Here is a 12,494-nt window from a genome sequence, read left to right as displayed (position 1 = left end):
GGTTTTATAGCTGCACATGCAGTAAATAATATCCCAAGCAAAGGCCAACGTAAGTGGCGGGGAATGATGCTCGTGCCTTGGGTTATCCCCCCAGCGTTATCCACACTTGGCTGGTGGTGGTTGTTTGAGCCAACTTATAGTTCTTTCAATTGGATATTAGAAGGGCTCGGGCTGTCGGCCATTCCATGGCTCAGTGATACTTTTTGGGCGCGGTTTTCAATTATATTAGTCAATGTTTGGGTGGGTGCTCCATTTTTCTTAATCATGTATTTAGCTTCCTTAAAGTCTATTCCTGAGGATTTGTATGAGGCGGCTTCTATAGATGGAGCTAACGCCTGGCAGAAATTAATACATGTGACCATTCCAATGATGAGGAATATTATTTCTATTACGATATTGTTTTCAATAATCGTAACGTTTGCTAACTTTGATATCGTGCGGGTGCTAACCCAAGGTGGGCCGAGGAACTCGACGCATTTATTCGCATCATATTCCTTTAGAGTGGGGATCGAATCAGGAGATATTCCGTTAGGCGCGGCAGTTTCCCTATTTATGTTCCCTCTACTTGCGGTGCTCGCATTCATAATCCTCCGCAATGTCCGCCAGCGTACGGTGAATATATGACAAATCGCACACGTAACACGGGTGCCCTGGGAGCGCTCATTGGCAAAAACACAAGCTTAAATAGCGATCGTAAGTGGGCTTTGATTGCTTCGTATGCGTGCCTAATCGTGTTCGTGATTTTCTTTTTGTGTCCCCCTTTTTATATGTTGATTACCTCGTTGAAGACAAACGCTGAGATTGCTGACCTTTCTACAAACCCGTGGATTATTGAACAAGGTCTGACCATCGAGCATTATATTAATTTACTAACCGAGACAGCGTTTCTTACTTATTTTAAGAATACGGTAATCGTCGCCTTTTTTGTGGTGTTGATCACTATGGTGATCAGCGTTCTCGCTGCTTATGCTCTTTCCAGACTGGGATTTTGGGGCTCAGGTGTAATAGCGACCGGCGTTTTTCTTGTGTATCTAGTCCCAGATTCGTTGCTATTTATTCCGTTATTTAAAATCGTAGGAGGATTGGGTTTATTAAATTCGTACTGGGTGTTGGTGCTTGTTTACCCCACATTGACGGTTCCATTTTGCACTTGGATTATGATCGGATATTTTGCCTCTATACCCAAGGAGTTAGATGAGGCGGCATTAATTGATGGTGCGAATCATATGCAGATGCTTTTAAGGGTGTTTATTCCGGTTGCTTTGCCAGGTCTGATCGCGGCAACGATTTTCGCGTTCACAGTTTCCTGGGCATCGTTTTTATATCCTCTTGCTTATATATATAGTGATAATCAGATGGTATTAACTGTTGGAACCGTTACTACCTTAATCAAAGGCGATGTATTTCATTGGGGTGGGTTGATGGCAGGGGCCTTATTGGCTGCTGCTCCCCCTGTTATTCTTTATGCGTTTTTAATGGACTATTACATAGCTGGGCTGACATCTGGCGCGACAAAGGGTTGATATAACATGGCAGACGTTACTTTAACCAATCTTCATAAAAGGTTTGACCGCACCGAGGCGGTTAGCGGCATAGATCTCGAAATAGAAAATAATGAATTTGTCGTTCTAGTTGGTCCTTCTGGGTGTGGCAAAAGTACGACCCTTCGAATGATCGCGGGGCTTGAGGAGGTGACGGAAGGAGAAATTTTGATAGGGGGCGAACTAGTTAATGATGTTCCTCCAAAAGATCGCGATATTGCGATGGTCTTTCAAAATTATGCACTCTATCCTCACATGACAGTATTTCAAAATATGTCATTTGGTCTTCGGCTTAGAAAATATCCTAAGGATGATATCAAAAAGCGCGTTGAGGAAGCCGCTGAAGTTTTAGGTATCACGGAGTTATTGAATAGAAGGCCCAAGCAGCTTTCTGGGGGCCAGCGTCAACGGGTAGCAATGGGGCGGGCAATCGTCCGGAATCCACGAGTATTTCTCTTTGATGAGCCGTTAAGTAACCTTGATGCGAAGCTTCGTGGGCAGATGCGGATAGAAATCAAGCGCGTTCACCAACATTTGAAAACTACTACTGTCTACGTTACCCATGATCAGGTTGAGGCTATGACCCTTGCAGATAGGGTGGTTGTTATGAACGCTGGATTGATTGATCAAGTTGGTACGCCAGGAGAGCTATATCATTCTCCTAGAACAAGATTTGTTGCAGGTTTTATAGGCTCACCGGCTATGAATTTCTTGGATTGTGAATTGAGTGAATTAGACGGAGGTCTTGTTGTCAAGGTTGGCAGCGAACTGAGTTTGCCGGTTTCCTCTGGACGCCTTGAGAGATATAGACCCTATGTAGGGAAGCCTTTAACTCTTGGAATACGGCCCGAGCATATAACGGAAGAAAGAGCCGATCGAGATGGTATTTCTCTTTCAGTCGGGGTAGATTTTGTGGAGCCACTAGGTATGGAAACCATGGTTTACTTTTCTCTAGCAGGTGAAGCGTTGTGCGGGCGGGTAGCTCCCGAGTTAAATCCACAACCTGGACAATCTGCCAAGGTCTGCTTTGATACTGAGCAAATTCATATTTTTGATCGGTCTACCGATCTCGCTTTGTAAGGTTATGAGAGCGAGTGCTGTTTGCGGCGATTAGGTAACTTGTATCGCTAATACAAAGTTTCAATGGCTTCTGCATAATTTTGGAGGATCTTGTGACGCCTGTTTTTTAGGGTAGGTGTCAGCATTTCGTTATCGACAGTGAAGGGGTCTTCAACAACACTGAAGCCTCGCACTTGTTCAATTACAGAAAGGGTTGAATTAGCTCTTGCGACGGCATCTCCAATGGTTTTTTTTAAGGTATTCTCGTCAGGGGAATTTGTTTGAAGTTCGCGGGTTTGTTCCGATGGGACTAGCAATGCCACAAGGTGTTTGCGGCCGTCTCCCACCACCATTGCTTGTGCAATCTCGGGCTCTAGCCCTAGGACGCCCTCTACTCTTTGAGGAGATATGTTGTCTCCTCCAGACAATACGATAATATCTTTTTTTCGGTCTGTGATGGTTATATAGCCATCTCCATCTAGCTCTCCGATGTCTCCCGTGTGAAGCCAGCCGTCTTTGATGGTATTCTGGGTGGTGTTAGGCTGTTTCCAATAACCATTCATTAGAAGGGGGCCTCGAACTAGGATCTCACCATCTTCCGCAATTTTAACGTCGACGCTGTGGAGAGCGGGGCCCACAGTATCAAGTTTAATTTTGGTTGATGGATTGCAACTGATTACCGGCCCAGCTTCAGTTTGGCCGTATCCTTGCAATAGGCGTAGCCCTAATGCAGTAAAAAATATTCCGACTTGTATATTTAAGGGAGCCCCGCCAGACACCATGGCTTTTAGCCGGCCACCAAACCTCATTTTGACCTTTTTTCTCACCAAAATATCTACCAGCTTATCTGTTGGTGTTTTATGAAGTTTTAACTGCCCTCCTTGCTCGTAGCGCTCCGTACCTAAATCAAGGGCAAGCATGAAAAGTTTTGCTTTGAGTCCGCCTGCTCTTTGAACACCATCTATGATTCTCAGCCGCATCATCTCGTATAGCCTGGGCACGCTTGTCATAAGGGTGGGTCGAACTTCTGTGAGGTTCGATGCCAACTTATCTATGCCCTCAGCGTAATAGATTTGTGCGCCAATAGCGGTGGGAAACATGAGTCCGCAGCTGTGTTCATAGGAGTGGGAAAGTGGCAAGAACGATAGAAAGACTTCATCGTCAAGACCCAATTCAAGAAGTAAGTGGAAGGCTCCTACACAATTGCACAGTATAGAACGATGGCTGAGCATGACCCCTTTGGGAGTACCACCAGTACCAGAGGTATAAATTATACAGGCAGTATCTTCTTGGGTTATCTGATCGGATCTAAGTACATTTCGGTCGTTGCTCAAATTGCCCTGGCGTAGTGCTTCATCCCAAGACTTAATGTTAAACCCAGCATCACGATTTACTACAATCTTTTCTATAGAGATTATTTGTTTCAGAGCTGGAAGTCGCTCGGCTGCCTTCAACAAAGGGTCGGCTAATTTCTGGTTTGAAACTATGGCTATTGTTGCTTCACTATCTGCCAATATATGGTGATGGTCATCGGATGTGTTTGTTGTGTAGGTCGGCACGGTAATCCCGCCGGCTGCCATAATCGCAAAGTCTGCAATGGCCCATTCAGGGCTATTTTCACCAACAAGTACAACTCTATCACCCAAGTTTAGGCCATATTCTTGCAATGCAAGAGCTAGTAATCGCACTTGGTTCGCAGTTTCCGACCAGCTTATGGAGTTCCATTCGCCTTGTTGCTTTTTCCACAGGAATGGGGAATCCTTCTTCGATCTAGCTTGTTCAAAGAACATTGCAACCAAATTTGGCCAACGATTCAAATCCATTTTTACCTCCTTTACCGGCACTGGTCCAACCTAGTTATATTATAGTAAATAATACAATGCGCTCGGTTGTTTTAGCTATAGATGATCAACATATAAATACCTAGTGAAGGCGAGGTTTTATGTCTGTTTTACCAAAAAAGAACGAGAGATTAGGAGTGCTTCCTGAATGGGATCTGGGGGCCTTATTTTCGGGTATTTGTGCCCCTGAGGTGGAAGAGTGTTTAGCGGAAGTTCGGACTGATGCGCAAATTCTGGCAGATAAATTCCAAGGTCGGATAGCGGACCTAGAGGCAAGAGAAATATTGTCTCTTATCAAGAGGTATGAGTCTTTGCAAGACAGGCTAGGCAGATTATCCAGCTTCTCGCAGCTCGTCTATGCCGCGGATATGAGAGATGAGCATAATGGCCAATTTTATCAGAACCTGCAGGAAAAATGCACGGAAATTTCGAGTAAGTTGCTGTTCGTTAATCTAGAAATTAATCGCTTAGAGGATGGTAAAGTTAAAGAGTTTTTGACATTCCCAGATTTACTTCTCTATGGGCCTTGGATCAAAGATTGTCGGGCTTTTGCCCCTTACCAGCTCTCGGATGATGCAGAGAGCGTTCTTTTGGATAAGAGTATTACGGGAAGATCTTCTTGGGTACGGCTGTTTGACGAGACTATCGCTGGCTTGAGTTTCGTCCATAGAGGAAAGTTGTTAAACAGTTCAGAGGCATTCGATCTTTTGGCTTCGCCAGAGCAAACTGTGCGTAAAGAAATAGCACAGGAAATCTCTGGTGTCCTTTCTGGCCAAATTAGAACCCTTACCTTAATTACTAATACCTTGATTAAGGACAAGGAGATTGAGGATAAACGTCGAGGGTTTGCCGCACCAATATCATCGCGAAACCTAGAGAATCTAGTTGAGGATGGCATAGTAGATTCTCTTATACAGGCGGTGGAGCAAAGTTATCCAAAGCTTTCGCATCGTTACTATAAACTAAAGGCTAAGTGGTTGGGCAAAGAGAAGCTAGATTATTGGGATCGTAATGCGCCGTTGCCGGAGGATGATGATTCTCTGACGTCCTGGGAGGAAGCGAGAGCCTTGGTTTTATCCGCCTATAATGATTTTTCTCCCACAATGGCGCGAGTTGGCGAACAATTTTTTGAAAAAAAATGGATAGATGCCGGCGTCAGACCAGGCAAGACTCCTGGAGCATTCTCCCATCCCACGGTTCCCTCTGCCAACCCTTATATCTTGCTTAATTATCAAGGCAAGGTCAGAGATGTTATGACGCTTGCCCATGAGTTGGGACATGGGGTCCATCAGGTTTTGTCTGCAGATCAGGGGGCCCTAATGGCTGAGACACCCCTAACATTGGCTGAGACAGCTAGTGTCTTCGGCGAGCAGCTAGTTTTTCGGGCGATGTTGGAGCGGGAAAGGGAATCATCCAGGCGCAAATTAATGTTAGCTGGAAAAATAGAGGATATGCTTAACACAGTGGTTCGCCAAATTTCTTTTTGCCAATTTGAACAAAAATTGCACGGGCTACGACAATCAGGTGAGTTGACCAGCGAAGTTATAGGGAATGTATGGATGGAGACCCAGGCAGAGAGTTTAGGGCCAGGTATACAGCTCCATGAGGATTATAAGGTCTACTGGTCGTATATTCCGCATTTTGTTCATACACCCTTCTATGTGTATGCGTATGCATTCGGAGACTGTCTGGTGAATTCACTCTATGGTATTTATCAAGTTGAACCCGATGGGTTTGAAGACAAGTATCTTGATATGTTGCGAGCCGGAGGGTCCAAGCGACACTTTGAGCTTTTGAGGCCTTTTGGACTGAATGCGGGGGATCCAGATTTTTGGCACGAGGGATTGAGGGTTATTGAAGGTTTTGTTGACGAGCTTGAAAATGGCTGATGACGTATTCTCAAAGTCATCGGATTCAAATAGGCGTGGGAGTAGGTTATTAAGATATGCGGATGTTTCTCGCCGGATGGGGAATCTGGCTGCTAGGGTTGCTGGCGAGAGGTACCTGGGGCTTGAAATCAACCGGACCCGTCACGCAAAGGACTTAAAGGATGCTCTAGGAGGCTTAAAGGGACCGTTGATGAAGGTTGCGCAATTGCTTGCGACCATACCAGATGCTTTGCCTTCAGAATATGCTGCAGAGCTCCGGCAATTACAGTCAAACGCCCCATCAATGGGTTGGCCTTTTGTTCGCAGACGTATGGCTACAGAGCTTGGAAAAGAGTGGCAAAGCAATTTCAAATCCTTTGAGAAAGAGGCGGCATTTGCTGCATCTTTGGGCCAGGTTCACAGGGCAACCCTCCAGGACGGACAAGGGGTGGCCTGCAAATTGCAGTATCCAAGTATGAGCTCCGCAGTGGAGGCCGATCTTGTGCAGCTAAAATTGATCTTCAATCTTTTCCAGAGATATGACGACAGTATCGATCCAACATCTATATATCAGGAGATTTCTGATCGATTGCGCGAAGAGTTGGACTACCAGAGAGAAGCGCGCCACTGCCGCCTTTATGGGAACTTCTTAAGCAGGGAGGTTGGTATAAGGGTGCCCGCAATAATGAGGGACCAGTCCACAGAGCGTTTATTGACAATGACGTGGTTAAATGGCGAGCCTTTGTTAAGAATAGCTGAAAAAACCCCTCAAATCCGCAATACGTTGGCTCGCAATATGTTTCGGGCGTGGTACGTGCCATTCTATTTTTTTGGTGTGATTCACGGCGATCCCCATTTGGGGAATTATACAGCCCGCCCTGATGGAACCATAAACTTGCTTGATTTTGGCTGTGTCCGGATATTTGAAGCTCGTTTTGTGAAAGGGGTTATTGATCTTTATCAAGCTCTTTTGAAGGGGGATAAAGAATTGGAGGTGGCGGCTTACGAAAGCTGGGGCTTCGCGAACTTATCAAAAGAGATAATAGAAGTGCTGAATGTTTGGGCTAATTTTGTGTACGCCCCTCTGTTGGAAGACAAAACAAGAAGGATACAAAATGATGGAGGCAGTCAGTATGGGGCCAAAGTTGCATCCCAGGTACACGGGGAGCTTCGCCGTTTAGGGGGTGTTAAGCCTCCACCTGAGTTCGTGCTGGTCGATCGGGCGGCCGTTGGTTTGGGTTCTGTTTTTATGCACTTGAAGGCGGAGATAAATTGGCATGCAACCTTTGAAGAGTTGATTGATGGTTTTGAAGTTAGTGAATTGGAGGAACGGCAAAGCCGGGCTCTCCGTGCTGTGGGCCTTGTCTGAGAAATAGCGGATTACCTACTAACTTGGATTATTTGCAGCCTTGCAACAAAAAAGCAGGGAGTGCCAAAAATTAACGAGGTGTATTATTGCATACTTATGTCTCCATGACGGCTTTTTGCAGGAATAGGCAGATATGGCTAACCGCTTCATCCCAGTTTTGAATTAACGTGCGCCCAGATTTCTTTCTGGGTTTGAAGGAGTGGTCGCCGTCGGAAAGCCATCGAATGCATATATTTGGAGAGAGGCGATATCGATCTACTTCTGTTTTATTTCCCAGAGTGTCTCGCTCACCTTGAACGATAAGGCACGGAGTTTTTAAGAATCTCATATGGGATGTGCGGGTCTTTGCGGGATTTCCTGGTGGATGGAAGGGATAGCCCAAAACAGTTAAGCCTTTTACCGGGTGGCTGTCAGCTATCATGCTAGCTATTCGGCCCCCGAGAGACTTTCCCCCTATAAATAGATTCTTTTCGGATCCTAGTTGCCCCAGTACGGTGTGCCAGAATGATAATAACTGTGGCATTGAATCTGGGGGCCGTTTGGAACCGCCTTTGCGCCGTTCGGCCATGAAAGGAAATTCAAAGCGCACAACCTTTATACTTCTTAATGCAAGTTGGGTAGCTATGTACTCCATGAATTCACTGTCCATGGGTGCTCCGGCGCCGTGCGCCAGGACAATTGTGGCCATTCCGCCAGAGGGCCCATTAATGAGAAAGGGAATTGAATTACTCATCTGTTTATAGTCCGAATTTCCCAAAAATTTCTATTAGCAGAAGCACGAGAAGATAGACAGTTAAACCCAGAAAAACAGCCGGGATAGGATACGGAGATGACGTTTCACGAAGGCGAGATTGTGGCTGGCAGGCATTATGCTTTCAATATAAAATAGGCGATGGGGAAATTCCCTTTTCGATATAGTATGATACTTACTCTAGCTTAATTACCTTTGCAGGGGGTTTCCAGTAATGTCTGAAGCGTACATCTGTGATGCAATAAGAACACCGGTTGGTCGTTATGGTGGCGGACTTTCTTCTATACGAACAGATGATCTGGCAGCTATTCCAATCCGCGGGCTGATGGAACGAAATTCTAAGGTGGAATGGGGAAAATTGGACGACATTGTTTATGGCTGTGCGAACCAAGCTGGAGAGGATAACCGGAATGTCGCACGTATGGCAGGTTTATTGGCGGGCTTATCGCCCGAGGTTCCAGGTGCCACGATTAATCGACTTTGTGGATCTAGTATGGATGCCGTGGGCACGGCCGCCCGTGCAATTCGGTGCGGCGAAGTGGATTTGGTTATTGCGGGCGGGGTCGAAAGCATGTCACGTGCTCCCTTTGTGATCGGGAAAAATGACGCTCCTTTTTCGAGAAATGCAGAGATGTATGACACGACCATTGGGTGGCGCTTTGTCAATCGGCTCATGAAGCAGCAATATGGGACGGATTCCATGCCCGAGACTGCTGAAAATGTTGCGGAAGCCTTTCAAATTCGACGTGAAGACCAGGACGCGTTCGCTTATCGGAGTCAGGTCAGGGCGGGCAAGGCGCAAAATGCGGGCAAGTACACTGAAGAAATCATGCCAGTTTCGGTTCCGCGACGTAAGAAAGACGATTTGATAATTGATAAGGATGAGCATCTGCGGCCTGACACCTTGATGGAGGGGCTCGCAAAATTGTCTACGCCGTTTAGGCAAGAGGGGACAGTGACTGCCGGAAATGCGGCCGGGGTTAATGATGGTGCATGCGCGCTTCTACTTGCCTCCGAGGAGTCGGTCAAATGCTATGGTTTGACGCCCATGGTTCGGGTAGTAGCAATGGCTACCGCAGGCGTTGAACCGCGTGTCATGGGCATGGGGCCCGCTCCCGCCACTCGCAAAGTTATGGCTAAAGCTGGTTTAGAAATAGGTGACTTTGACTTGATTGAGCTAAATGAGGCCTTTGCCGCTCAAACCTTGGCCGTTTTAAGGGATCTTGGCCTGCCTGATGATTCTAGCCACGTCAATCAACAAGGCGGTGCCATTGCATTGGGGCATCCTTTGGGAATGAGTGGAGCCAGACTCATTACAACGGCAGCCTACCAGTTAAGGGCACAAGGGGGGAAAAGGGCCCTCTGTACTATGTGTATTGGTGTCGGGCAGGGTATTTCAGTGGTACTGGAGCGCGTGTAACAAGTGCCTAGATGTGCCGTAAAATTGTTTTATCCAAGGTGCTACAGTTTTTCTTGATTCCAAGGCAGGATTGGGAGTATTCGGTTGGTGTTATTGGTTGTCGTGATCTGAGGGGGCGCGACTAAGGTCTGGAGCTTTTCTGTATTGTGGCCGCTTTTTATTCAGCCCATTCTAGGTATAGGCTTCTTTTCTTGCGGCAGGTTTAACCAGAAGGTGCCTATATGCCTCTATCGGTTGCAGTGGTTGGTGCCGGCCCAGCAGGCTTTTATGCTGCTGATGCAGTGCTTTCGTCCTTCCCTGATGCAGAAATTGATATAATCGAACAGTGGCCCGCGCCCTTTGGTCTGGTGCGTTATGGGGTAGCTCCAGATCATTTAAGCACCAAGAACGTTACTAAAATATTTGACAAAATTCTCGCCAAAAGTGGGATACGATTTAATGGTAATGTGAATGTGGGTCGCGATGTCACCTATCAAGAACTTAAGTCCATTTTCGATCTGGTAGTTATCTCAGTTGGCATGGAACATCCTCGACGTCTTACAATTCCGGGTGCTGATACCAAAGGAGTGGTTAATGCGACGGATTTTGTTGGATGGTATAATGCGGTCCCAGGCTTTGTCGATTGTAGTGTCTCTGTGAGTAAGGCTAAGTCTGTAGTGGTAATCGGGAATGGGAATGTTGCTCTCGATATAGCCCGACTTTTAGCAAAAAATGAACCTGAGCTGGCTAAGACGGATATTGATCCAGTTGCGGGCCAGTGTTTAGCCAATTCAGAGATCGAGGACATCTACATTGTAGGGCGGCGTGGGCCCGTGGAGGCAAACTTCAGCTTCCCCGAGTTGTCCGAATTGGGGCGTCTTGAGGACGCTGTTCCAGTTGTTGATCCAAGTCTTTTTCCTCTGAAGTTAGACAGTATTGATCAATCCGTAAGAAAGAAGAAGGAGCGTAATCTCCGCGTCCTTGAATCATTCTCCCACTTGGTGGGAGGAGAGAAAAAAGTGAGGTTGCACTTGTGGTTTTTTGTTTCGCCCTTGGAAATACTTGGAGAGGGTCAAGTTACTGGCATCAATCTCGGAAGGAATGAGCTTTTAGATGGGGTGGCTAAGGCTACAGGGGAAGAATTTCTTCTACCTACAAATCTAGTGATCCCGGCAATTGGGTATGACTCTAAACCTATAGGTGGTCTTCCTTATGACTTGAAGACGGGCCAGGTGACTAATGTTGATGGAATGGTGGAGGATGGGGTTTATGTGGTGGGTTGGGCGCGACGGGGGTCGAATGGTGTCATAGGTACCAACCGCGTAGACGCTAGGGAAGTAATCGGTTCGATTAGCCCTAAGGCAGTAAGGGCCACGGCTTCAGGGTCGTCTGATTTCCGCGCACTTTTAGAATCGCGGAACGTAAGGGTGGTCGATACAGAACGATGGTATGCTATAGATCGCGCTGAGATCAGTAGGGCTGAAGGGGATCGCCCTCGGATAAAATTTAATAATATACAGGCCATGCTGGCAGTGTAACGTGCTGTGCTGAGCCAAGATATCAAAATCGAGGTATTGTCTGTTTGATTCTTTGTGCGTACTTTGCAGTATTAAGAATCAAATTTAGCATGGCCCTGAAAAATGGTTTCTGTGTCTAGCGATATTGAAGCACTGGTAGATATAGTGTTTTTAGTTGTCACGGGATTAATAGCTTACAACGGCGTCCGGTATCGTGATGCGCAAGGCAATAGTGATTTTGTACGGCTATTGTTTGGTTGTATAGCCGCGATGTTTTTTTTTCTAATCTTGTTTCGAGATGTTTTGGAATTGTTTTCTTTTATGTAAATTTATCGGCTAATTTGTTTAGGGCTTGTGCATCCGAGAAGCTGAATCTAATTCAGGTAGGCTCAGTATCCGTTGGTCCTCAGCAAGTTGTAGCTGTTCGTATATGTAGAGGGCTCTTTTGCGTATTGTAGAAGGGCGAGGATCGTAGAGTATTTTGTACCCGAGCCCCGGACCTGAAACCGAATCCTCATCCACTTCGAGTGCTTTTATATAATTAGTTAACGCTTCTTCATGGGCTCCTTCTCTGTCCAGGACAATGCCTTTGTTGGCATAGGCTGCTGCCAGAGCCCCTATGCCCGTCAGATCAGTTGGCGAAACGTGTTTTTCTAGCCAATTAATGAGGTAGGTAAGTTCTACTTTTGCCTCGGAATACCGTTTGGTCTGAATAAAGACGAGCGCCCGGCCCATCAACGCTCCCCGATGGTCAGGTGCTTTTCTGAGCGCCTTATCAAAATATTCGAGGGCTTCAGGGAAATCCCCACTAGAAAGAAAAATGTCTCCGCGTTTAGTTTCATAATCACCCGGCGGCTGCGTAAAGAAATTGTCGTACAATAATGTCATGCCGCCTACAACAAGGGTTGCTGCAAACAAGAGAATCGTAAATCGTTTGATTACATTTGGTGACATCTTACTTATTAAATAGGTACAATGTATAGAAAATACCAAAACCCATCGATATTATGAGCGATATTATGGTTGCTCTAAGCTTCAACTGACTGGAAATCTTTTCGTTAAGCAGCGAGTTCTTGCGTAGCAGGCGGCGCACACTTACAGTCCATATTAGTTGTCGGGTTGGGAACCATAAGGCGAGAGATAGTCCTG

The 12,494-nt window shown here is 46.3% G+C and carries 11 protein-coding genes; 8 read left to right on the top strand and 3 right to left on the bottom strand.

Annotated elements, in window-relative coordinates; translation table 11 throughout:
• Positions 1 to 6 precede the first annotated feature (6 nt).
• From CMM32_12370 to CMM32_12360, 3 genes are read left to right on the top strand one after another with little or no spacing between them, the layout of a single operon-like run.
• Positions 7 to 624 (top strand): ABC transporter permease, encoded by a 618-nt coding sequence (locus tag CMM32_12370; protein MBT07681.1) that lies wholly within the window; start codon positions 7 to 9, stop codon positions 622 to 624.
• Positions 621 to 1,523 (top strand): ABC transporter permease, encoded by a 903-nt coding sequence (locus tag CMM32_12365; GenBank protein MBT07680.1) that lies wholly within the window; start codon positions 621 to 623, stop codon positions 1,521 to 1,523. Before CMM32_12370 ends, CMM32_12365 begins: the two co-directional genes overlap by 4 nt.
• A 6-nt stretch (positions 1,524 to 1,529) precedes the next feature.
• Positions 1,530 to 2,621: a sugar ABC transporter ATP-binding protein gene (locus CMM32_12360; GenBank protein ID MBT07679.1), complete on the top strand. Its 1,092-nt coding sequence runs from the start codon at positions 1,530 to 1,532 to the stop codon at positions 2,619 to 2,621.
• Positions 2,622 to 2,668: 47 nt separating this feature from the next.
• Here CMM32_12360 and CMM32_12355 read toward each other — a convergent pair whose 3' ends face one another.
• On the bottom strand, positions 2,669 to 4,423 hold the full coding sequence (locus CMM32_12355) for a long-chain fatty acid--CoA ligase (GenBank protein MBT07678.1): 1,755 nt from the start codon (positions 4,421 to 4,423) through the stop codon (positions 2,669 to 2,671).
• A gap of 119 nt (positions 4,424 to 4,542) precedes the next feature.
• Between CMM32_12355 and CMM32_12350 the strand changes: the two genes are divergently transcribed.
• Entirely contained in the window at positions 4,543 to 6,330 is a 1,788-nt protein-coding gene (locus tag CMM32_12350) for an oligoendopeptidase F (GenBank protein ID MBT07677.1), read from the top strand.
• The gene (locus CMM32_12345; protein ID MBT07676.1) at positions 6,323 to 7,678 is read left to right on the top strand and encodes an ABC transporter ATP-binding protein; all 1,356 of its coding nucleotides are present in this window, start codon (positions 6,323 to 6,325) and stop codon (positions 7,676 to 7,678) included. Before CMM32_12350 ends, CMM32_12345 begins: the two co-directional genes overlap by 8 nt.
• A gap of 94 nt (positions 7,679 to 7,772) precedes the next feature.
• Here the strand turns inward: CMM32_12345 and CMM32_12340 are convergent, their stop codons facing one another.
• The gene (locus tag CMM32_12340) at positions 7,773 to 8,411 is read right to left on the bottom strand and encodes an alpha/beta hydrolase (GenBank protein ID MBT07675.1); all 639 of its coding nucleotides are present in this window, start codon (positions 8,409 to 8,411) and stop codon (positions 7,773 to 7,775) included.
• 232 nt (positions 8,412 to 8,643) lie between these two features.
• Between CMM32_12340 and pcaF the strand changes: the two genes are divergently transcribed.
• From pcaF to CMM32_12325, 3 genes are all read left to right on the top strand, one after another.
• Positions 8,644 to 9,849: a 3-oxoadipyl-CoA thiolase gene (pcaF, locus tag CMM32_12335; protein ID MBT07674.1), complete on the top strand. Its 1,206-nt coding sequence runs from the start codon at positions 8,644 to 8,646 to the stop codon at positions 9,847 to 9,849.
• Positions 9,850 to 10,070: 221 nt separating this feature from the next.
• Positions 10,071 to 11,366, top strand: coding sequence for a hypothetical protein (locus CMM32_12330; GenBank protein ID MBT07673.1), 1,296 nt, complete (start codon positions 10,071 to 10,073; stop codon positions 11,364 to 11,366).
• A 102-nt stretch (positions 11,367 to 11,468) separates the two neighbouring features.
• Positions 11,469 to 11,672, top strand: a complete 204-nt coding sequence (locus tag CMM32_12325; protein ID MBT07672.1) for a hypothetical protein — start codon at positions 11,469 to 11,471, stop codon at positions 11,670 to 11,672.
• Between the two features lie 18 nt (positions 11,673 to 11,690).
• On the opposite strand, the gene CMM32_12320 is transcribed toward CMM32_12325, so the two are convergent.
• A complete protein-coding gene (locus tag CMM32_12320; protein MBT07671.1) occupies positions 11,691 to 12,299 on the bottom strand; it encodes a hypothetical protein in 609 nt (202 codons plus the stop codon).
• Positions 12,300 to 12,494: the final 195 nt, after the last annotated feature.

The sequence above is a fragment of the Rhodospirillaceae bacterium genome, from assembly GCA_002728255.1.
Taxonomy (GTDB): domain Bacteria; phylum Pseudomonadota; class Alphaproteobacteria; order UBA7887; family UBA7887.
This window is presented reverse-complemented; position numbering and strand designations above follow the sequence as displayed.